Source organism: Diplocloster agilis, from assembly GCF_019042275.1.
GTDB lineage: Bacteria > Bacillota > Clostridia > Lachnospirales > Lachnospiraceae > Diplocloster > Diplocloster agilis.
On record NZ_JAHQCW010000005.1, the window covers coordinates 67,056 to 88,019 of the forward strand.

Annotated in this window: 21 protein-coding genes and 1 other annotated feature; of the genes, 18 read left to right on the forward strand and 3 right to left on the reverse strand. The window is 46.9% G+C overall.

Annotation, left to right across the window (positions count from 1 at the left end; all coding sequences use genetic code 11):
• Positions 1–4 precede the first annotated feature (4 nt).
• The 3 genes from KTH89_RS04600 (at position 5) to KTH89_RS04610 (ending at position 2,069) form a co-directional block, all read left to right on the forward strand.
• Positions 5–883 carry a collagen-like protein gene (locus KTH89_RS04600; protein ID WP_238720811.1) on the forward strand — a complete coding sequence of 293 codons (879 nt, stop codon included), beginning with the start codon at positions 5–7 and terminating at the stop codon, positions 881–883.
• 614 nt (positions 884–1,497) lie between these two features.
• Positions 1,498–1,815 (forward strand): hypothetical protein, encoded by a 318-nt coding sequence (locus KTH89_RS04605; RefSeq protein WP_238720813.1) that lies wholly within the window; start codon positions 1,498–1,500, stop codon positions 1,813–1,815.
• A complete protein-coding gene (locus tag KTH89_RS04610) occupies positions 1,812–2,069 on the forward strand; it encodes a phage holin (RefSeq protein ID WP_238720815.1) in 258 nt (85 codons plus the stop codon). The genes KTH89_RS04605 and KTH89_RS04610 overlap by 4 nt, the downstream gene beginning before the upstream one ends.
• Before the next feature lie 72 nt (positions 2,070–2,141).
• Here the strand turns inward: KTH89_RS04610 and KTH89_RS24870 are convergent, their stop codons facing one another.
• Both KTH89_RS24870 and KTH89_RS04615 read right to left on the reverse strand, forming a co-directional pair.
• A complete protein-coding gene (locus KTH89_RS24870; protein WP_267287757.1) occupies positions 2,142–2,270 on the reverse strand; it encodes a hypothetical protein in 129 nt (42 codons plus the stop codon).
• 59 nt (positions 2,271–2,329) lie between these two features.
• Positions 2,330–2,611: a hypothetical protein gene (locus tag KTH89_RS04615; RefSeq protein ID WP_238720817.1), complete on the reverse strand. Its 282-nt coding sequence runs from the start codon at positions 2,609–2,611 to the stop codon at positions 2,330–2,332.
• Positions 2,612–2,940: 329 nt separating this feature from the next.
• On the opposite strand from KTH89_RS04615, the gene KTH89_RS04620 reads away from it, so the two are divergent.
• The 13 genes from KTH89_RS04620 (at position 2,941) to KTH89_RS04680 (ending at position 17,644) form a co-directional block, all read left to right on the forward strand.
• Entirely contained in the window at positions 2,941–3,714 is a 774-nt protein-coding gene (locus tag KTH89_RS04620) for a nitroreductase family protein (RefSeq protein WP_238720819.1), read from the forward strand.
• An 11-nt stretch (positions 3,715–3,725) separates the two neighbouring features.
• Positions 3,726–4,076, forward strand: a complete 351-nt coding sequence (locus KTH89_RS04625; protein ID WP_238720832.1) for an ArsR/SmtB family transcription factor — start codon at positions 3,726–3,728, stop codon at positions 4,074–4,076.
• A gap of 12 nt (positions 4,077–4,088) precedes the next feature.
• Complete coding sequence (locus tag KTH89_RS04630; RefSeq protein WP_238720834.1) at positions 4,089–4,841, forward strand: EFR1 family ferrodoxin; 753 nt, start codon at positions 4,089–4,091, stop codon at positions 4,839–4,841.
• A gap of 117 nt (positions 4,842–4,958) precedes the next feature.
• Positions 4,959–5,214, forward strand: a binding site (T-box leader).
• A 241-nt stretch (positions 5,215–5,455) separates the two neighbouring features.
• Positions 5,456–6,664, forward strand: a complete 1,209-nt coding sequence (gene tyrS, locus KTH89_RS04635) for a tyrosine--tRNA ligase (protein ID WP_238720842.1) — start codon at positions 5,456–5,458, stop codon at positions 6,662–6,664.
• A gap of 272 nt (positions 6,665–6,936) precedes the next feature.
• A complete protein-coding gene (locus KTH89_RS04640) occupies positions 6,937–7,767 on the forward strand; it encodes a MerR family transcriptional regulator (RefSeq protein ID WP_158344739.1) in 831 nt (276 codons plus the stop codon).
• Positions 7,768–7,923: 156 nt separating this feature from the next.
• Positions 7,924–8,958: an NAD(P)H-dependent amine dehydrogenase family protein gene (locus tag KTH89_RS04645; protein WP_158344741.1), complete on the forward strand. Its 1,035-nt coding sequence runs from the start codon at positions 7,924–7,926 to the stop codon at positions 8,956–8,958.
• A gap of 254 nt (positions 8,959–9,212) precedes the next feature.
• On the forward strand, positions 9,213–10,565 hold the full coding sequence (locus tag KTH89_RS04650) for an ABC transporter substrate-binding protein (RefSeq protein ID WP_238720850.1): 1,353 nt from the start codon (positions 9,213–9,215) through the stop codon (positions 10,563–10,565).
• A gap of 11 nt (positions 10,566–10,576) precedes the next feature.
• Positions 10,577–11,440 carry a carbohydrate ABC transporter permease gene (locus KTH89_RS04655; protein ID WP_158344744.1) on the forward strand — a complete coding sequence of 288 codons (864 nt, stop codon included), beginning with the start codon at positions 10,577–10,579 and terminating at the stop codon, positions 11,438–11,440.
• Positions 11,440–12,267 (forward strand): carbohydrate ABC transporter permease, encoded by an 828-nt coding sequence (locus KTH89_RS04660; protein ID WP_238720852.1) that lies wholly within the window; start codon positions 11,440–11,442, stop codon positions 12,265–12,267. Before KTH89_RS04655 ends, KTH89_RS04660 begins: the two co-directional genes overlap by 1 nt.
• 82 nt (positions 12,268–12,349) lie before the next feature.
• Positions 12,350–13,441, forward strand: coding sequence for a glycoside hydrolase family 172 protein (locus tag KTH89_RS04665; RefSeq protein ID WP_238720853.1), 1,092 nt, complete (start codon positions 12,350–12,352; stop codon positions 13,439–13,441).
• A 30-nt stretch (positions 13,442–13,471) separates the two neighbouring features.
• Positions 13,472–15,223, forward strand: coding sequence for a sensor histidine kinase (locus tag KTH89_RS04670; RefSeq protein WP_238720855.1), 1,752 nt, complete (start codon positions 13,472–13,474; stop codon positions 15,221–15,223).
• The gene (locus tag KTH89_RS04675; RefSeq protein ID WP_238720857.1) at positions 15,198–16,388 is read left to right on the forward strand and encodes a response regulator; all 1,191 of its coding nucleotides are present in this window, start codon (positions 15,198–15,200) and stop codon (positions 16,386–16,388) included. The genes KTH89_RS04670 and KTH89_RS04675 overlap by 26 nt, the downstream gene beginning before the upstream one ends.
• Before the next feature lie 500 nt (positions 16,389–16,888).
• Complete coding sequence (locus KTH89_RS04680; RefSeq protein ID WP_238720859.1) at positions 16,889–17,644, forward strand: copper homeostasis protein CutC; 756 nt, start codon at positions 16,889–16,891, stop codon at positions 17,642–17,644.
• A 579-nt stretch (positions 17,645–18,223) separates the two neighbouring features.
• Here the strand turns inward: KTH89_RS04680 and KTH89_RS04685 are convergent.
• Positions 18,224–19,138: a prepilin-type N-terminal cleavage/methylation domain-containing protein gene (locus KTH89_RS04685; RefSeq protein WP_158344756.1), complete on the reverse strand. Its 915-nt coding sequence runs from the start codon at positions 19,136–19,138 to the stop codon at positions 18,224–18,226.
• Between the two features lie 154 nt (positions 19,139–19,292).
• Between KTH89_RS04685 and KTH89_RS04690 the strand changes: the two genes are divergently transcribed.
• Together KTH89_RS04690 and KTH89_RS04695 are read left to right on the forward strand one after the other, a co-directional pair.
• Positions 19,293–19,712, forward strand: a complete 420-nt coding sequence (locus KTH89_RS04690; protein WP_158344758.1) for a putative ABC transporter permease — start codon at positions 19,293–19,295, stop codon at positions 19,710–19,712.
• Between the two features lie 132 nt (positions 19,713–19,844).
• Positions 19,845–20,885 carry a threonine aldolase family protein gene (locus KTH89_RS04695; RefSeq protein WP_238720861.1) on the forward strand — a complete coding sequence of 347 codons (1,041 nt, stop codon included), beginning with the start codon at positions 19,845–19,847 and terminating at the stop codon, positions 20,883–20,885.
• Positions 20,886–20,964: the final 79 nt, after the last annotated feature.

The window sequence follows — 20,964 nt, forward strand, 5'->3', positions numbered from 1 at the left end:
TAGTATGGGTAGAGCATTTATAGGAAATGTAAAAGGACCAAAAGGTGACAAAGGCGATAAAGGCGCAACCGGCTCTCAGGGGCCCATTGGCGCAACCGGCCCGGCTGGACCGCAGGGCCCGAAAGGCGATAAAGGCGACATAGGGCCGCAGGGTCCGGAAGGACTTAAAGGAGTGAAAGGTGATACAGGTGCGACAGGCCCGCAGGGTTTAAAAGGAGATAAAGGAGATATTGGTCCGCAGGGCCCGGAGGGACCAAAAGGTGCAACCGGTCCGGCAGGCCCGCAAGGACCGAAGGGGGAAACTGGCCCTATTGGACCGCAAGGACCGATCGGAGCTACGGGCGTAGTAGATACCGGTACACCGGTGGCGTTTACTATACCTTCTGCGGATGCGGATATTGCCAGTGGTGAAGCGTTGACAACTTTATTTGGGAAAATTCGGAAAAGATTTGATGTTATTAAGGCGTCGATGGGGACGTTGGGGAGTTTGGCAACGGCAGCGAAAGGATCTTTGGTGGCTGCTATTAATGAGCTTCATACGAGAAACACGAGTTTGTCAGACAGAATCGATACGACAAATGATGGTTTAACACAGTTAACGGATGTTGTATCTGGTAAAGCCCCATCAAATCATACACATACATGGTCAGTAATAACAGGAAAGCCGTCAACTTATGCACCTTCGACGCATTCACATGATGATCGGTACTTCACGGAGACCGAAATAAATACAAAAATTGCGGCGCTTAATGGTAATATTGCTAAATTAAACTCACAACTAGATAGCGGTAGAATAAGATTCGAATGGCTTGATAATAAGACCCAAATTGCTGTATATGTTGATGGAACTTTATTAGGAAGTATGAGTCTGCAATCGCTTTAAGTTATAATCGAACACTGGTGTTTATTTATACGTAAAGATCATTTGATAACGGGATATGAAGCGCTAAACCTCACTGATGTTTGATTTGTGGCAGATCGGGCATATATTTTTCCATTAGAGTCAACATAAACTCGTATTAAGCTCGAATCATCAGACGATCCCATAAAAAAGGTCACTACGCTAGGAGCATAGTCAATCGGTATTGTACCAATATGTGTATTCGCCGTTCCAATTGGTGCGGCCATCTGTATGTTGAGATGTGTCTCAGAAGTGGCCTTATTATATCTGCAATATCGATAGTAAATTGTAGTTTCGCTCGTCGGAGTAAAGTCTAAATATATCCATGATAAATCATTACTTAACTGTGTTAAACCATCATTTGTCGTATCGATTCTGTCTGACAAACTCGTGTTTGTCTGAGTAATTCTAACCGACAAATCATTGTTTGTTTTAATGATTAATACGGGCCACTTTTGAACAGTGAGATTTTTCAAGTTTTTATAACATAAATTTATAATAAAAGAAAAAACATTTTATGAGTTAACCAACTAACCTGAACCATCCTTCCCAACGCCTCAAAACCAATATCATAAAAAGAAAGGGTGGTGCCAAATGTGATAACCATATCCACAACCATAACCGCGATCTCAACACTAATCGCCTTCATCTCCGCAGCCTTCGCCATCTACATGGGCCTAAGAAATGCCAGACATGCAGACGAGTCAGACGCGGAGAGAAAGGCAAAAGAATCCGCGGAAATCAATGTAAAACTAGACCAAATCGGAAACGATGTCCGAGATATCAAATATGATATAGCAGCAGTCAAACGGGATGTGCAGGGACTAACGGAAAGAGTGGTAATCGTAGAGCAGTCAACGAAATCCGCTCACCACAGAATAGACCAAATAGTAGTAAAGGGGGAAGGAATATGAAACAAATAAACTGGAAGGTAAGGATTCAGAACAAAACAACGCTTACCGCCATCATCATGGCAACGATTGCCCTGATCTATCAGATCTGCGGCCTGATGGGGATCGTTCCGCCTATAGCGGAATCAGAACTGGTAAAGACAGCCGGGATGATCATCAACCTATTGGTATTACTGGGAATAGTCACAGATCCGACAACTGCCGGAATCAAAGACAGCCGGCAGGCCATGACCTATGAGGAGCCAAGAGATGAATAAAAATATAATTTGAAAAATTCCATTAAGAACATCCTAATACATAAAACATAAGCCTAAATAAAGCCGGGGAACCTACTCCCCGGCTTTATATGCGACCAATACAATATCTTCCTTCGTCTGTTCCTTCAATTTTTCCTGCAATTCATTAATTTCAGTCACACATTCCGATGTGAGATCTGCAATTCGATAATTTTCATCCATATCAAACACCTCCAAAGACAGTGTAACCGAAAACATAGAGCCTATTCAGAACACCAAATTTATCCAATCCGAACCGGTTTCCATAAAGCGCTCTGCGCCTGATACTGTTCCTCCAGCCACTCCTGAATTTCCTCCAGGCCTTCCGGACTGAATGCGAATTCCGCATACTGTTTCTTTTCATCCGGCGTATGATCTGAACTGTAAGGGCCAGGCCAGATTGTAGCCAGCAACACAGAGTTTTCATCTTTACTCTCGACTTTAAAACACATCCCGCCGCAGGAACCGGTGAATTTTTCCTTTTTAAAGAAATTTATTTTAACCAGACCACTAAATTCAACCACAATACCACCTCCCCTCCCCCAAAATTATGAAAGCAACAAGCATTATAAGCTCATTTATCCCAGCGTTTTCTACGATTCAAAAGGAGACAACCCTGCAAGCATATTAAAACTATTCCGCAAATAATTATCCATTCCAAACCTTATTTTACCAAATTATAAAAATAAAACAACCTTATTGGCAGCTACTTGTAATTGGCAGCTGCTCATAGATTTTTATTTGTTTGTTTTATTTGATAGTTATATGGTAACGAATGTCTTTACCAATGTTGTTTTTACACAATGTGTTGAGTATAATGGTTAAAGAACTTTAACGAAAGGATCTGATGAATATGGAACACCAAGCGGTAATCATAAATACGGAGAAATGTATAGGATGCGGCCTGTGCAGTAAAGTCTGTCCCGCACACAATATAGAGATAAATAATAAAAAGGCAGTCACAGTAATGGATCAATGCATCATGTGCGGGCAATGCTCAGCTGTCTGCCCGAAAAAAGCCATTTCGGTCGTCGGCTGCGGTAGCGGCCAAACGGAAAAAACAGAAGAGATACGCCTTGAACCTGATCATGTTTTGAATACCATTCGTTTTCGAAGGAGTATCCGTAGTTTCAAGCAGACAGAGATTTCCAAGGAAATAATCGATCAGATTTTAGAAGCGGGCAGGTTCACACATACGGCAAAGAATATGCAGGATGTATCAATGGTTGTGCTCGACAAAGAAAAAGACTGTATTGAGAAGATGGCAGTTCAAGTGTTCAAGAAGGTAAAGCCAATCGCAGACATGTTCAGTCCTATGGCGAAAAATAATAAAATTACCGATGATTTCTTTTTTTTCCATGCTCCGATTGTAATCGTCATCATGGCAAAGGATAAGACAAATGGTATCCTTGCCGCACAAAATATGGAATTTGTAGCGGAGGCGCACGGGTTGGGCGTATTATACAGCGGGTTCTTCACAATGGCCGCCAACGCTTCACGAAAAATCAAAAAAGCAATCGCTGTTCCCAAAGGGAAAAAAGTTGCTATGACGCTAGTGCTCGGTTATCCGAATATAAAATTTTTACGTTCCACTCCCCATAAAGAATTAGATGTTCGTTATATGTAGGAGGATTCAAAATGGAAAGAGAATGCGAAGAAAATTTAAAGCAGATTATCAAAGGCTTTCGGGAATGCCAGAATGCCTTTACTGCCATCGGCGACGAAACAAGGCAGCTGATTTTACTTGCGTTATTAGAAAGTGACCTGAATGGTATCCGGGTAGGGGAGATAGCTCAAAAAACGCATCTTACAAGACCTTCCGTTTCCCATCACCTTCAAATATTAAAAGACGCCCGGATTGTGGCAATGCGTCGGGAAGGTACGAAAAACTATTATTATTTATGTACGGATGAAACACAGTGGAAAGAGATTAGCGATTTAATCAACCGTGTATATGCAAGCATACAGCATATCAGTTCACAAACGTAAAGGAGGAAAATTATGATTTTATATTTTTCAGGAACCGGCAACAGTGAGTACACAGCAAAAAGAATAGGCAAAGAAATCGATGATAAGATTTTTAATCTTTTTGACAAAATCAGAAACCGTGATTTTTCAGCTATGCACTCGGAACGCCCGTGGGTGGTTTCTGTTCCAACTTACGCCTGGAGAATTCCGCGCATAGTGGAGAAATGGTTGGAAAACACTAAACTTACGGGAAATAAGGATATTTATTTTGTGATGACCTGCGGCGGAAGTATTGGAAACGCCGGAAAGTATCTTGAAAAACTCTGCGCAGAAAAAAAGATGAATTATTGTGGCTGTGCCGGGATTGTCATGCCCGAAAACTACATCGCATTGTTTTCCACTCCGACGGAGGAAAGCGCATTGCAAATCATAGAGCAGGCGGAACGCATCATAAACGATACCGCGCATGTAATCAAAAGCTGCGATAAACTTGTGCAATCAAATATTTCGTTCGGCGACAAAATGAACAGCGGAATTGTCAACGGCATTTTCTATCCCATGTTCGTTCACGCAAAGAAATTCTATGCCACGGACGCTTGTATTTCCTGCGGTAAATGTGCGGCCGTCTGCCCTCTTAACAATGTCCGTCTCGAAAACGGAAAGCCTGTATGGGGAGGTAACTGTACGCACTGTATGGCGTGTATCTGCCGCTGTCCAAAGGAAGCGGTAGAATACGGAAAGCACAGCCACGGTTTACCCCGCTATACTTGCAAAAAACAAGTATAATTGAGGTGAATTGTTAAGGCCGCCCCTTGACATCCGCTATAAACCCGTTTATAATCACATTAATTTAATAAACCGCATAACGAAGAATTATGGATCATAATTCGGAGTATATGATTAAGAAAAGCAATGATAAGAATAAGTAGTGATAAGCGAAACATACAGAAAGCTGCCGGCTGATGAGAGGCGCATGGGAAACTTGTTATGAATACATCTTTGAGCTTCGCACTGAAAGCATACAGTAGGCTGCGACGGATCCCGCACACGTTATAGTGCTAGAGTATCGCCGGGATATTTGGCCGTACTTGAAGAGGTAAGCAGTGTGAACTGTTTATGAACTTAAGGTGGTAACACGAGATACACTCTCGTCCTTAGAACAGGACGGGAGTTTTTTTATTCCATAGAAAAGTACGCCTGTGGAATAAAATACCCTCCGGGGGATCGCACTGCGACGGAAAGGAAGATGCCGCTTACGCGGCCCGCCGCGGGCGGAGAGTTTCGCAAGCGAAACTCATTTTATTTCAGAGGATGAGTGTCCTTTTGAGTAAATTGCGGATTTAATCTTATAGACCTTGCGGTATTAAAGAAAATCTAATTATTTTATCAGGAGGTCTGTTATGATAGTATCAGTAGAAGAACAATTCCGAATTATTATGAAAGGCGTGGAGCAGGTAGTAAGCGAAGAAACGTTAAAACAAAAATTAAGCGACGCGCAGAAGGCGGGAAGGCCATTGAGAATCAAACTGGGGTTAGATCCCAGCGCGCCGGATATTCATCTGGGGCATGCCGTCGTGCTCCGCAAAATCAGGCAGATGCAGGATCTCGGTCACAGAGCGGTTATCATCATCGGTGATTTTACCGGACAGATCGGAGATCCCAGCGGCAAATCCAAAGGCAGGAATGCGTTGAGTAAAGAACAGGTACAGGAAAATGCACTGACTTATCAGACGCAGATTTTTAAAGTGCTGGACCGGGATAAGACAGAGGTGCTTTTTAACAGCGAATGGCTTGGAAAGATGAATTTTGAAGAGGTGATCCGGCTGGCCGCGACCACCACAGTAGCCAGGATCCTGGAGCGGGACGATTTCCAGAACCGGTATAAAAATGAAGTTCCGATCGGCCTGCATGAATTCTTTTACCCTCTGATGCAGGCTTATGATTCGGTGGTCATCGATGCGGATATGGAACTGGGAGGAACGGATCAGACATTTAATATATTGATGGGCCGTACACTTCAGAAGACATTGGGGAAGGAACCGCAGGCAGCCCTGTTCATGCCCATTTTGGAGGGTCTGGACGGCGTGGAGAAGATGAGTAAGAGCCTGGGCAATTATATCGGGGTCGATGAAGAGGCTCCTTCCATGTTCAAAAAAGTGATGGAGGTCCCGGATCATCTGATATTAAAATACTTTGAGCTGGCCACCGATGTGCATCCGGATCAGGTGGAAGAGATCAGAAGAGATCTGGAGCAGGGGAAAAACCCACGGGATGTAAAAATGGAACTGGCGCGCATCATCACTTCCCTCTATCACACGGCGGAAGAAACAAGAAAAGCGGAAGATTACTACGCAGCCGCGTTTCAGGAAAAGGGTATCCCGCAGGAAATACCGGAGCTGATCATAGAAGAGGAGAAGGACAGGCTGGCTGATATCATTCCTCTTCTTACCAAAGCCAAATATACCGCATCCAACAGCGAATTCCGCAGACTGGCGGCCCAGGGAGGTGTTCAGTTAAATGGTGAAAAAATTGCGGACTTTGATTATGTGTTGGTAAACGGAGATGTACTAAAGATAGGAAAGAAAAAATTTGTAAGAATTGTGAAATAAATAAACAGATATGCTCTGGGTTTTTAAACAGTTATCTTATCCGAAAAAGCCATAGTTGTGTTATAATTAGAAAAAGTCCGTTGGCCTGTTATTATTAAAAATCCGAATAAAAGTTGGGAGATTAAAAGGCTGGATTGCTTCTGTTTTTATTGTAGAAAAATGTTGAAAACATTATAGCAGGTATAATGTTTTGATTATAACATGCGGCACAGGAGGAAATGGTTACACCATACCTGAAATAAGCCGCAGTAAATGCGGCACAGGAGGAAACTATGGATAAGATGACGATAGGCAGGATGGCCAGATTAAACCACATTTCCGAACAAACGTTAAGACTATATGACCGCAAGGGACTATTAAGCCCTGTCCATGTGGGAGAGAATGGTTATCGGTATTATGACATTCGCCAGTGTGCACAGTTGGACATGATTCAGTATATGAAATCCCTGGGGATGAGCCTCAAGGATATCAAGGTGCACATGGAAGACAAAAATATTGATATGATGAAGAGCGTCCTCCGTCAGAAAAACAGCCAGATCGAGAGTCAGATCCGGGAGCTGAAGTATCAGAGACGGGCGATCGAGCGCACCCTGGACAGCTTTGAGCAATATGAAAACGCCCCGAAGGCAGGAACGATCTTGACGGAATTCATCCGGGAGAGACAGATGTACTGTGTGAAGTCAAAAGAAAATTTCTATGACTACGGGATTGAGATGTACGAAAAAGTGCTTCGTCAGTTGAAGGACAGTCTCATGGAAAATCAATTGCCTCAGATCTATTTTTGTAATGCCGGTTCCATTGTCTCCCGGGAAAATATCCTGAAACGGAACTTTTACTCGGAAGTGGTTTTTGTGTTTGTAGACCAGGATTATGTGGATAAATCACTGATTACCCGGATTCCCAGCAATACTTATCTGTGTATCTACTGCGAGGGCTTTGAGCAGGAACTGGAATATGCCGACCGGCTGCTGAACGAAGTGGAAGAGAAAGGATATACGGTCTGCGGGGATTATATCTGCGAAGTGATTTCGGAAATTCCGCTGATGGAATATGAGGAGCGGGGCATGTTCTTACGGTTACAAGTACCAATAAAATATCGTTAAATTTGTAACAATTGCAGTATTGACCCTATTCCTGTTATAAAGTTTACAATGAAGCCGTAAGATAACAAAGACAAGCGGCTTCCGTACAAGATCCTATAAGACATGCAGCAGCATATAGGAAGTGTATCGGGGAGCGACAGGAAAGGGGTATCGCAAATGTATAACGAAAAAGTAAGAGTAGTGCAGTATGGTTGTGGAAAAATGTCCAAATATTCACTCCGCTATTTATATGAAAAAGGCGCGGAGATCGTCGGTGCGATCGATGTCAATCCGGAAGTGGTTGGCATGGATGTGGGCGACTGGGCCGGATTAGGTGTTAAGCTGGGAGTAACGATCCAGAGTGACGCGGATGCCGTATTGGACAACTGTGATGCAAATATTGCCGTGTTAACCCTGTTTAGCTTTATGGACGATGTATATCCGCATTTTGAGCGCTGCGTAAAACGAGGCATCAATGTGGTTACGACCTGTGAAGAGGCGATCTATCCCTGGACGACCGCTTCTGCGATTACCAATAAATTAGACAAACTGGCGAAAGAAAACAACTGTACCATCGTTGGCGCAGGAATGCAGGATATCTACTGGATCAATATGATCGGCTGTGTAGCCGGCGGCGTTCACCGGATCGACCGGATCGAAGGAGCGGTCAGCTATAATGTGGAAGACTACGGGCTGGCGCTTGCGCAGGCTCACGGAGCAGGCTTTACGCCGGAGGAATTCGAGGAGAAGATCGCGCATCCGACCACACTGGAGCCTGCCTATGTATGGAATTCCAATGAATCACTGTGCGCGAAGATGGGATGGACGATCAAATCCCAGACTCAGAAATGTGTGCCCTACTTCTATGACACGGATCTATATTCTTCCACTCTGGGCGAAACGATTCCAAAGGGCAACTGCATCGGCATGAGCGCTGTGGTCACTACCGAAACGTTCCAGGGGCCTGTGATCGAGACCCAGTGTATCGGCAAGGTGTACGGACCTGATGACGGAGATATGTGTGACTGGAAGATCATCGGCGAGCCGGACGTTACCTTCTATGTGCAAAAACCGGCGACCGTGGAACATACCTGCGCGACCATTGTCAACCGGATTCCCACGATTCTGAACGCGCCTGCAGGTTATGTGACGGTAGAGCAGCTGGAGCCGGTGGAATATCTCTCCTATCCTATGCAGATGTATGTGAAATAAACGTACTAAAAAACAATGGGGCTGGATTTATATGTGAGGTTTTGAATACCTTACATATAAATCCGGCATTTTTATTTTATAGAAAAGTGCGCGGCCCGCCGCAGGCGAAGAGTTTCGCAAGCGAAACTCCATTTTATTTTGAAGAAAAGTCTGAGATCCTAGAATTTGTGCCCTTAAATATAGAATCCATATCGTTAAAATACACAGCTTCCGATGCTATAATAAAACCATCAAAAGCAGAAAGGAAGAGGTATATGAAAAAGGTAATTACTATTGTGTTATGTCTGTGTATGAACGCTGCTTTGCTGGCAGGCTGCGGAGCGAAAGAGGAACCGGCCGCCGCTCCATCAGCCGAACCGGCTGCCGCACCGGCGCAGGAGGACGCCATGACGCCGGAAACTACGCCGGAAGCCGCCGGGGAAGAAGTCAATCTCCAGTTCTTAGCCAATGAGACCCCCATTTTGACCAGGGATTTCTGGCAGGTTGTGGTCGACCGCTATACGGCGGAACATCCCAATGTACATATCGAACTGATCTTCCAGCCATCCTCCAACATTACGGTCCGGGAGCATGCGAAGACCCTGCTGTCTACGGGCCAGTTCCCCGACGTTATGGTTATGGCCACTCCCAGTGATTTCGTTCCGTCAGGCGCTTTGCTGCCTTTTGAGGACAGCGACGTAGACATGATCCGGCCGGAATACGTATCGAAGATAGACGGTAAGATCTATGTCGTACCCTATAAGATCCAGGTGGGAGGCGTGTTCTATAATAAGGACCTGTTCAAAGAGAACAATCTGGAAGTGCCGGATACGTGGGAAGAACTGATCAAGATCTGTGATACGTTCAACAGCAAGGGAATCACTCCGGCTGTGATGGGATTAAAAGACGGCTGGGCCCATACCCTTCCTTTCCAATGTATCGAGTCAGTCGACGTGCTCTCCAAGACTCCGGACTGGCCGCAGCAGAGAATGGAGAAAAAGGTGAGTTTTGCCGATACGCCGGAATTTGTGGAAGGCGTGGAGAAATTTGTGGATCTTATGACAAAATACAATACCTCCGACCGGTCCAGTATGACCTATGCCCAGAGCAACGAATATTTCTTCAGCGGAAAGAGCGCCATGTATATGATGGGTTCCTGGACACAGGGAGATGAGATGACGATGCCTCATGACTTCGAAGTTGGATTCTTCCCCATACCGGGTGATGACGCCTCCAACAAAGTGATGCCGCTGTGGGTAAATGAAGGCCTGTCCATCAGTTCTAAGACCAAGTACCCGGAGGTTGCCAAGGATTTTGTGAAATTCTTTATTCAGGACCCTACATGGTCGGCCCAGTTCCTTCAGACAGAACAGTTATTTACGCCTCTTAAGGAAGAAGTGAAATATGAAAAGACACCGCTGCACGAAGAGATCGAAGGCATGATGGACGAGTACAAGGGAATTCCCAATTTCTTTGACACCGTTGGGGATAACGCCTGGATCGCGGGCGGCTCCGATCTGTTGATAAAATTCACATTGAAGCTGGCTTCAGATCCGAATGCGGATATGCAGAAAGAGCTGGAGAATCTGGATCGGGAGTTTGACAAGCTTCTGGATAACGCCCAGTAACGAGGCCCTCTATGAAAAACTGGAAAACGAAACTATCCGACTTTTTATTTCTGCTGCCGGGCAGCCTGATCTATCTGATTTTTATGGTGGTGCCTATCGTAGTCTGCTTTTATTACAGTTTTACGAACTGGGACGGCATCAGTCCCACCTATAAATTCATCGGGATGAAGAACTTTGTCAATCTGATGACGGACCAGGCATTCTGGGATTCCGTGAAGACGACGCTGATCCTGACCGCGTTCAATGTGATCTTTGTCAATGTATTCGGTGTACTGATCGCGGTCTGGATGGACAAAAAGGAGAAGACCTACAATCTGTGCAAAGCGGTGATCTTTATTCCCTGTGTGCTGAGCAGCGTGGTGGTGTCCTTTATCTGGTCCTATATGACACAGGGGAACGGGGGCGTGATCAACGAGATCATCGGCTTTTTCGGAGGCGGTAATGTAGATTTCTTCGCCTCCCCCTTTGTCACAACCCTTACGGTTACCATGGCGATCTCCTGGGCCGGCCTGGGCTTTTATGTGACGGTATACGATGCCTCGCTGAAGACGATCCCTCAGGATTTGTATGAGGCGGCCCAGGTGGACGGCGCATCCGCTTTCCACAAATTTTTCCGCATCACATTGCCGCTGTTGGTTCCGGGACTGACCATATCCGTTATTTTTTCCGTGATTAACGCGCTCCGCCAGTATGATTTTGTAAAGATCATGACACCCCAGACCATCGAGACCATCGCGGTCAATGCGGTCTCCAGAATGACGGACTATAATATGCTGGGCTATTCCTCGGCCATCGTTCTCGTCCTGTTCCTGTTCATCGGAGTGGTGACGGCGGTTCAGTACCTGATTCTGAAAAAGATGGAGGTGGATTACTGATGAAGAGGAGAAAGAAAGTTTCCGTCATTTCCAGGATCGCGGCGCTTTTCATTACCGTAATTTTCGCGCTGCCTTTGTATATCGCGGTGGTAAACGCCTTCAAACCCTATGAGGACATTGTCATGAAGCCGCTTGCCCCTCCGTCGGCCTTTACCCTGCAGAATTTTGTCAGCGCCTGGAACAGCGCGGGGATTCCAAGACTCTATCTCAACAGTATCCTGATCACCGGATGCTCGCTGGCGCTGCTGATTCTGGTGGCCTCCATGGCCGCCTACATCGTAGCGCGCAAGAATACAAAATTTTATAACGGCGTCTATGTGTTTTTCCTGATGGGGCTGATGATTCCGGTTCAGATGATCCTGATACCCAGTATCAAGACGTTGGCTTTCTTTCATCTGCTTCGGACGATGCCGGGAATGATCCTGTTTAACTGCGCAGTCTATTTCAGCGTTTCCTTCTTCCTCTATGTGGAATTCTTTAAGACGCTGCCCACTTCCCTGGAAGAGTCGGCGAAGATCGACGGAGCCAGCCGTTTTGTGATCTTCCGCTCGATTTTGCTGCCGCTGCTGAAGCCTTGTACCTCCACCGTGATCATTTTTTCGGGTATGTGGATCTGGAATGATTTTTTACCGCCGCTGTATATCCTGGACGCCAAAACCGGCAGTACCATTACGACGGGGATCTACCGGGCCATCGGGCAGTATACGACGAACTGGGATATCGTGTTCGGAGCGGTCATGTGGGCGTCGGTACCGGTCGTCATTTTGTACCTGTGTATGCAAAAGCAGTTCCGGCACGGCATGGTGGCGGGAGCGGTGAAAGGTTAGCGGTGCCCGTAAGGTTGGATATCCTTTTGAAGATAGGATACGGAAAAGATACAGAAAATATAATTGCATGAGGAGTTAACAGATGGATGACAGATCTGATATGATATTACTGGACGACGCGGTGAGCTACAGCATCTCGCCGGAGAATCCGACAGGGGAAAAGGGAAAGGGCGCCATGGCATCGGAAGGCTTTGGCGCCGGCCCGGCCCGGGAGCTTGGAAAAGGATGGAAGATCCGCCCGTGTGAACTGATTAAACCCGGGGAAACGCTTACGATAGCGGATATCGATGGCAGCGGTATGATCGAGAGTATGTGGTTCGGCGGCGTGGTTGATAAGAATTTCATCCTGAGAATTTATTGGGACGAAATGGCTAAGCCCGGTGTGGAATGCCCGCTGCCGGACTTCTTTGCCTACGGATGGGCGGAAACGATGGACGACCAATGGATGAAAGGCCCTTTCTATACACTGAATTCGTCCCAGGTAGTGGTGGGGCCGATCCGGGGAATGAACTGTTTCTGGAAGATGCCGTTTCGCAGGCACTGCCGGATGACGGTCGAAAACCGGACAGAGCGGGATTATATGTGTTTTTACCAGATTAATTATATCCGGACGGCACTTCCTGAGAACATCGGATATTTTCACGCCCAGTACCGGCAGTCCAAGCCGCTGCGTCAGGGCGAGGTTCATACGGCCCTTAGCGGGGTACAGGGAAAGGGAAAATATGTAGGGCTGGCCATGAGCATCGGCTTAAACGGAGACGGACGCTGGTGGGGCGAAGGGGAAGTGAAGATTTACCTGGACGGGGATCAGGAAGCGCCTTCGATCTGTTACACCGGCACGGAAGATTACTTTGGAGGTTCCTTTAACTTTGAAGTGGACGGAGCTTATACCACATACAGCACTCCGTATCTGGGGATGCATTATTACCGGAAGCCGGACGGGCTTTATAACATCCAGCCCAGATTTTCCATGTACCGCTGGCATGTGCAGGATGCGATCCGCTTTCAGTCGGATATAAGGATCGAGATACAGGATCTGGGTTGGACCAGGAAGGATCTCTACCTGGCCAGAAGGGACGACATATTTACGGTGTGTTTCTGGTATCAGACCCTGGGCAATACGTGTTTTCCCAGACTGCCGGACAGCAGGGAGCTGCGAATTGTGAGTGAATGAGAGGATGAAAAAAACAGATTTGTCAGCAATATGCTGGTCATGTATTCGCTGATTATCGTGTTGGGTCTGGGTGCCTCATCCTGGTTTATCGCCAACACGATGGCGGAACAGATGATCCGGACCCAGACAAACTATGAGGCGGAGCTGATGGATAAGATGAAGGTGGATATCAACGGTCGGCTCCAGTCGGTCGGCAATATCTTTACCAACCTTTATCTGAAGGAATACGGCTATCAAAATATTACGGATGTGCTGCGGGAAGAACAGGATGATTATCAGCGGGAGCTGCTCATCAACCAATTCCTGCGGGCATCCAGCAATGGCAACCAGTTCGTCAAAGAGATAATCCTGGTGGATTATCAGAGAAATAAGACGTATCTGATTGCCAAAAGCCTGTTTCAGGACTGGAATAAGGAGGTAGATTTCCTGCATTCGGATTTTCTGAATGAAGTGAAGAAATATGAAAATGAAATCATTATGACCCCTGTGTACCGGTCCGATTATCTAAAAGAGCAGGACGACGTGATCAGTATCTATATGAATATCGTGGATATCTTCAACATGCAGAAAGGCCCGAAATGCGGCGCCGTGATTATCAATATCGACCCAAAAACATTTTTCGAAATTTACGACAGCCAGGGAGAACAGCAGATCGGGACCACCTATATCGTGGATTCCAAGGGAGTCATATATTACCGGACAGGAGATGAGAGCTTAGATTATCTGCTGAAAAAGACAACCGGTCTGTCCCCGGGAGAAAAGGAACAGTTCGTTGTGAAAAAGGCGGATCTGGTCTCGTGGAGCGGACTTTCCTATGTCCATATCATCGACAAAGGCGTGCTCTACCGGGAGGTCTACCGCCTGACCCTGCAGCAGGTGCTGCCGGTCCTGGTGATCTGTCTGCTGCTGTGCCTGGCCGCGGGAGTGCTGATCGCCTGTCTGTTGGGCAGCCGGATCACGCGGATCGTAAAACATATCCGGAAGATTCAAAAGGGCAGGCTGGATGAGCGGCTGGAGGTGACGAGAGATGACGAGATCGCCGTGCTGGAAAACGGGTTGAACGACATGAGCCGGAAGCTGGAAGAATACATCGACACGATCTATGTAAAAGACATTAAAATGAAACAAGCGGAGCTTCGGGCTCTTCAGATCCAGATCAATCCCCACTTTATGTTTAATACCCTGGAATCCATCCGGGCTATGTCCATATCTGGAGGCGACTCAAAAACCGCGCAGATGTTAACGATTCTGGGAAATATGTTCCGATGGAATTTAAGGCACCCGGATATCGTGCTGATCGAAGATGAGCTGGAATATGTGGATTACTATATGCAGCTTCAAGAGCTGCGGTTCGGCGAAAGGCTGGAATACGAAGAAATGCTTAATATGGAACAAAAAGAGCTCCGGGTTCCCAAGCTGTCTTTGCAGCCGATTATAGAAAACTGCGTCAACCATGCGTTTAATCAGGAGATGGATGTGTGCCGGATCCGCATTTACGGAAAAAACGAAGCGGACGGCGTCTGCATTCTGATCGAGGACAACGGAATCGGCATGGACGCCGTGACCCGGGATCTTTTACAGCAGAAAATCGAGACGGATTCAAAGGAAGAGAATCTCTACCATATCGGGCTCAAAAATGTAAATGAGCGGATGAAGCTGCTGCTGGGCAGCGGCTACGGACTGAGGATCTTCAGCAGTTCTTTGCAGGGGACCTGCGTGGCGTTATACTTACCGGCAAAAGGACAGGAGGAAGAGGATGTACAGAGTAATGATCGTGGATGACGAGCCCCTGGTACGTCAGGGAATCATCCGTTCGGTAAACTGGGATAATCACGGGGTGGAGCAGATCGAAGAGGCGAATGACGGGCTGCAGGCGCTTGAGAAATACCGGAAGACCAAGGTGGACATCCTGATTACCGATATCAAGATGCCCCGGATGAATGGCCTGGAACTGATCCGGGCGCTCAGAGAGGAAAACGCCCATCCCATTATCATCGTCCTGAGCGGCTACAGTGATTTTGAATATCTCCAGGAAGCGATCCGCATGGAAGTGACCGATTACCTGTTAAAACCGCTGGACCCGGAGGAATTACATGAAGTGATCGGCACGGCTGTCTCCAGAATCCGCATGAAACGCCGGGGGGACGCGCTGGCCCGGGCAGGTAAGAATCTGCTGCGGGAGAATACCTTTCTTCGGCTGATCGAGGGAAATATCGGCAACAATGAGTTAAAAGAAAAGTTAAAAAACCTCAATATCCGGATTAACAAAGGGACCTATAGAGTCAGCGTGTTCCAGATTCTGTCACAGGACGAGACAGATAAAAAGGAACTCGCTTTGATGATATACGCGGCGGCCAATGTCTGCGACGAGCTGATGAGGGAGCGGCAGTACGGCCTGTCGTTTCCCTTTATGGAAAATTATGTGATCCTGCTCTATGACAGACATCAGACCCTGGCGCAGATCCGGTCCTTTGAGGAAGAAGTCCGGGGGACGTTAGCACAGATCCTTAAGGTAAAGGTAAAATCCGGTATGGGGGTAGAAGTGGAAGAACTCGAAGAGGTAGCCTGTTCCTTCCAAGAGGCGAAAAAAAGCCTGGAAGAACAAAACGGAGGGACTCCGGACAAAGTATACAGTAAACTGGTGGGAGATCTGCTGCAGTATCTGAAAGAGCATTACCGGGACAACCCGTCTCTCAAAGAGATCGCGGCTGCGTTCTATGTAAATCCATCCTATCTGGGTTATATTTTCAAAAAAGAATACGGGGAATCCTTTATCGACTGTGTCAACAGGCATAAAGTGGAATACGCAAAAGAACAGCTTTTGACTACCAATCTGAAAATCTATGAAATCGCGGAGAAGGTCGGCTTCACGGACACCAGGTATTTCGTAAAAATATTTAAAAAATATATGGGAGTAAATCCGTCCAAACTTAGAAGTCCTGAATGAAAAACAGCCGCTAAGCGCTCATAGCAATAAAAAGTGCCGGCGGGAAGCTGCCGGCACTTTTCGTGGTGATCAATGGCGGGAACATTGATTGAGCCAATAGAAAAGAGGTAAACCAAATTTTGTTAAGACGATAAGCAATGTAAAAGAAACGAGTAAGGTTTCTAACATTTTAACCGCCTCCTTATAATTCTATTATATACAATTTCTATTATTTTGCACGCTAAGATATCGTTAAGAATCTTTTATGCTGCCAATAGTGTTCTGCAAGCGGAAGCATCATAACTTTCCGGCATGGTCCTGGTGATCTCTTGCGCCAGTCCGCAGACAAAGGTAAAAACTTTATGCTCCAAGGTCTTGTATGACACCAGATTTTCCTCTACAATAGGTTTCATCAATGAAAAGCATTGTAAACGATATACTCTTAAACATTGCCGGCTGCATAATCTGTGAGGCCGGTATCATTTGCTTTAGGAAAGATGATACGTTAAGGAGGAAGTAGTATGAAACCATATATTCTGGAGGCTTGTGTGGATTCCGCGGATTCGGCGCGGATTGCCTGTGAGGCGGGCGCCGACAGGCTGGAGCTGTGCTCCGGGCTGATCATTGGAGGAATCACGCCCAGTATCGGGGTGTTTACCCATATCCGGGAATGCTGTGACACCGTAATCCGGGTTTTGGTCAGACCCCGGTTCGGGGACTTCTGTTATACGGATGATGAATTTGAAGTGATCCGGAAGGATATTCTGGAGTTTAAACGTTTGGGCGCGGATGGGGTGGTAATCGGGGTTTTAAAACCTGACGGCAGTCTGGACATAGAGAGGATGAAGCTTCTGATGGAAAGCGCAGGCGGCATGAAGGTCACTTTGCACCGGGCCTTCGATGTCTCGGCGGATCCATTTGAGACGCTGGAAGCCGCCGTCCGGCTCGGAATTGACACGATCCTTACATCAGGACAGAAGGATAGCTGCCTGAACGGGCTTAAGCTTTTGCAGGAGCTTGCGGCTGCGGCTAAAGGACGGATACATATCCTTGCGGCCGGAGGCGTATGCGCGGACGTGATTACAAAGGCCGGCGCCGCCGCGCCCCTGACCCAGTTTCATATGTCCGGGAAAGAAACACTGGAAAGTTCCATGGAATACCGGAAGACAGGCGTGAACATGGGACTTCCTTCCCTGAGTGAGTATGAAATCTGGAGGACAAAGGGCCTGGCCATCGAACAGGCGAAGGCGGCGCTTTTGAATCTTATGCCAAAATAAAGTGTGTGGGAAAACTGAAAAAAGAGGGGGGGCGGCATTTTTCAGATGCCGCCTTATATGAAAAAGAAAGTGTTAGGATGAAAAAGCTATTTGCTTTTGCAATTCATAATATACTCTTTATTTGTGTAGAATTTGTGTTTAACGTGTCAAGAGTCTGTGAAAATAATATCCTGTGAAAATAATATTCCATTTATACATTTTTAGACAGTTAAATATTGCTATTTCTAAAACTCATATTCCCGTACGGAACAGAGAAGATATTAGAGAAGGACCACGCGAATCCGGTTCTTTATTCCTTTTTAGGCTTACCAAAAGATGAAAACGGTAGAGAAGGAGGAAATGCTATGGGTTATATACTCTGTTTGATTGGCGGGGCCTGTCTTGGAGTCATCACAATGTCTCTTATGGTTGCGGCCGGAGATGAGGATGAAAAAAGAGAAATGTGAACAATACAAAAGGCTCCTGTGAAGCAGACAAAAGAATAAGCCATGATTACCTGTAAAAAGGAGATCATGGCTTTTACTCATTTCCTATTAATACGGCTTAGCCGGAATGGATAATCCTACGCGACGCTAAGGCTTACGGCTCGTATTTGACCCAGGCACCCTGATTCGGAGCGATATCATCCGTGTTCAGCGTCTTGCTGGACAAAGCGTTATCGATCAGCCGCTGTGCGTTATCCATAGTCACGGCGCTCAGGTTAATCTCAAGATTTCCCTTATAATCTTTGCGGACGTAATAATAAAAATTATTTCCGTCGTAAAATACCGGCGTATTCTGATTCTTATGTGTGACAGGATCGGAAGGGGTGAACAGTAATACCGTATCGGTTCCACGGACCAGCACCGGCCGCCACTGCAGGGTGTTGGGATCGACTTTCAGGGTACAGCCAAATTTTTCCGCGAATTCGTTCATCAGCTGGACTTCCGTATCCGTCAGAGGAGCGTCGCTGTTGTCTTTTAGGAACGCCTCCCAGAGTTTGTCGTTGTTAATATAATCTTTGGAGCCCCACAATTCCTGCGCATCGGACAAGTATTTGCCCGCGCCGGCATCCTCCCAGTCAATCCGGTACTTGGGATCCTTGGAAGCGTCATAGATTACTTTGATATTGCTGGAGGATGTGAATTTGAGCATGGAGATGGAACGGGAGGCTCCATCCGCGGAAGCTCCTTCGTTTTGGAAGGACAGATAGCTGATTCGCGCCTTATCGGGCAGCTCGGCCAGTTCAAATATTTCATCCTTATACTTGGCCAGGAATGCGATACCGCCGGACACTTCATTGTCCAGGCCATATTTTTCAGAAGCCAGTGTCTGGGTGGAGACGACCGCCCTGCGGCATTCCGCGATGGCCTCTTTTTCCTTCGCTTTGTCGATATATCCCACCAGAGTGGGGACTAAAAGAGCGATAAGTATGACAATGATTACCAGAACCACGATCATTTCCGTTAAAGTAAAACCTTTGGTATTTTTTCTGCATATTGTATTGTTTTTCATGATAACACCTGATCTTCTATGTATTGGGAAACACTTATTTTATTATAGTATGGAAATAAAAGCAAAGCAACCCAATTCTGTTTCAAATTGGATTTAATTACCGTAATGGTTCCGGGGCTGTAGGGAGAAAATGATTAAAAAGGAGGAGAAGGCAATGTGGAGACAAATTTCAAAACTGCCGTTTTTGTTCGGCGTTGGCGGAGGCGTGTATTATCTGATGGAAATAATGTTCCGTGGGTATTCCCATTGGAGTATGGCGGTGCTGGGCGGGATCTGTTTCGTGCTGATCGGGCTTCTGGACGCCAGATATTCTCTGCGCTTTCCGGTGTGGGCGCAGATGCTGGCCTCGGCCGGTATCATAACGGGGCTGGAATTCCTTACCGGCTGGCTGTTAAATATCAAGCTTGGATGGAATGTCTGGGATTACGGCGCGGTGCCGTTTAACCTGATGGGGCAGATCTGCCTTCCGTTTACCATTCTGTGGTTCTTTTTATCATTCGTGGGAATTGTCCTGGATGATTACCTGCGGTACTGGTTTTTCCGAGAAGCGAAGCCCCACTACCGCTGGTTTTAGAAGGATTTATCGGATTTTGGAATGATTTGCCGGATTTTCGGTTTTTTTCGTTGGTGGGAATCCCTCTCCTGTTGTATAATGGGAAATACAATTGGAATTGGCATGCGGGAATATGCATGCAGGGAGGAAGAAATGATTTATTTTCAAAGTGATTATGTAGAGGGATGCCATCCCAAAATTCTGGAGAAAATGGCGGAAACCAACCTGGAGCAGACGCCGGGATACGGGAATGACGATTATTGCGCAGGCGCCAGGGAGAAAATCAGAAAGGCCTGCGGCAGAGAAGAGGTGGATGTTCATTTCCTGGTCGGAGGTACGCAGACGAACGCGACAGTGATCGCATCCATCTTAAAAGCGCATCAGGGAGTCATCAGCGCCGATACCGGCCATATCGCGTGTCATGAGACAGGAGCCGTCGAGGCGGCCGGACACAAGGTGCTGACCCTGCCATCCAAAGACGGCACCATTACCGCAGAGCAGGTGGCGGCATACTGTGAAGCCCACGCCGCCAGCACCAGCAGGGAGCATATGGTCCAGCCCGGCATGGTATACATCTCCTTTCCCACGGAGAGCGGAACGCTGTATTCGAAGGAACAGCTGACCAGCCTGTATGCCGCCTGCCAAAAGTATGGGCTGCCCCTGTATGTGGACGGCGCGCGACTTGGTTACGGACTGGCCGGCAGCAGGAACGACCTCACTCTTCCTGATATCGCCAGGCTGTGCGACGTATTCTACATCGGCGGCACAAAATGCGGAGCCCTTTTCGGAGAGGCGGTGGTCATCGCCAGGGAGAGCTTAAAAAAAGATTTCCGATACATAATGAAGCAGCATGGCGGTATGCTGGCGAAGGGACGTTTGCTGGGTATCCAGTTCGATGTCCTGTTTGAGGATGATCTGTATGAGAAGATCTGTAAAAACGCGGTGGACGCGGCTCTTAAAATCCGCGGAGCGCTGGAAGATAAGGGGATTCCGCTCTATGTCAGCTCCTGGACGAATCAGCAGTTCCCGATCCTTACGCAGGCGCAGATGCAATATTTTTCCGAACATGCGGCTTTCGAAATATGGGAGCCCATCGATGAGAAAAACACAGCGGTGCGTTTTTGCACCAGCTGGGCCACGACCGGGGAAAATGTGCAGTCTTTGGTGGAATTGATCCGGAACATGCCGATATAAGCTTAAGTCATAAATATTAGCCGTCCGTCTTTCATATAATATCCGTAAAGACTCTTCCGGGTGTAAGAAATAGTGATTC

Bases quoted from the DNA above. Each gene is read 5' to 3' on its own strand.
- KTH89_RS04600 (WP_238720811.1), top strand. From the start codon at position 5: ATGGGTAGAGCATTTATAGGAAATGTAAAAGGACCAAAAGGTGACAAA.
- KTH89_RS04610 (WP_238720815.1), top strand. From the start codon at position 1,812: ATGAAACAAATAAACTGGAAGGTAAGGATTCAGAACAAAACAACGCTT.
- KTH89_RS24870 (WP_267287757.1), bottom strand. From the start codon at position 2,270: ATGGATGAAAATTATCGAATTGCAGATCTCACATCGGAATGTGTGACT.
- KTH89_RS04620 (WP_238720819.1), top strand. From the start codon at position 2,941: ATGGAACACCAAGCGGTAATCATAAATACGGAGAAATGTATAGGATGC.
- KTH89_RS04625 (WP_238720832.1), top strand. From the start codon at position 3,726: ATGGAAAGAGAATGCGAAGAAAATTTAAAGCAGATTATCAAAGGCTTT.
- KTH89_RS04630 (WP_238720834.1), top strand. From the start codon at position 4,089: ATGATTTTATATTTTTCAGGAACCGGCAACAGTGAGTACACAGCAAAA.
- tyrS (WP_238720842.1), top strand. From the start codon at position 5,456: ATGATAGTATCAGTAGAAGAACAATTCCGAATTATTATGAAAGGCGTG.
- KTH89_RS04640 (WP_158344739.1), top strand. From the start codon at position 6,937: ATGGATAAGATGACGATAGGCAGGATGGCCAGATTAAACCACATTTCC.
- KTH89_RS04645 (WP_158344741.1), top strand. From the start codon at position 7,924: ATGTATAACGAAAAAGTAAGAGTAGTGCAGTATGGTTGTGGAAAAATG.
- KTH89_RS04650 (WP_238720850.1), top strand. From the start codon at position 9,213: ATGAAAAAGGTAATTACTATTGTGTTATGTCTGTGTATGAACGCTGCT.
- KTH89_RS04655 (WP_158344744.1), top strand. From the start codon at position 10,577: ATGAAAAACTGGAAAACGAAACTATCCGACTTTTTATTTCTGCTGCCG.
- KTH89_RS04660 (WP_238720852.1), top strand. From the start codon at position 11,440: ATGAAGAGGAGAAAGAAAGTTTCCGTCATTTCCAGGATCGCGGCGCTT.
- KTH89_RS04665 (WP_238720853.1), top strand. From the start codon at position 12,350: ATGGATGACAGATCTGATATGATATTACTGGACGACGCGGTGAGCTAC.
- KTH89_RS04670 (WP_238720855.1), top strand. From the start codon at position 13,472: ATGCTGGTCATGTATTCGCTGATTATCGTGTTGGGTCTGGGTGCCTCA.
- KTH89_RS04675 (WP_238720857.1), top strand. From the start codon at position 15,198: ATGTACAGAGTAATGATCGTGGATGACGAGCCCCTGGTACGTCAGGGA.
- KTH89_RS04680 (WP_238720859.1), top strand. From the start codon at position 16,889: ATGAAACCATATATTCTGGAGGCTTGTGTGGATTCCGCGGATTCGGCG.
- KTH89_RS04685 (WP_158344756.1), bottom strand. From the start codon at position 19,138: ATGAAAAACAATACAATATGCAGAAAAAATACCAAAGGTTTTACTTTA.
- KTH89_RS04690 (WP_158344758.1), top strand. From the start codon at position 19,293: ATGTGGAGACAAATTTCAAAACTGCCGTTTTTGTTCGGCGTTGGCGGA.
- KTH89_RS04695 (WP_238720861.1), top strand. From the start codon at position 19,845: ATGATTTATTTTCAAAGTGATTATGTAGAGGGATGCCATCCCAAAATT.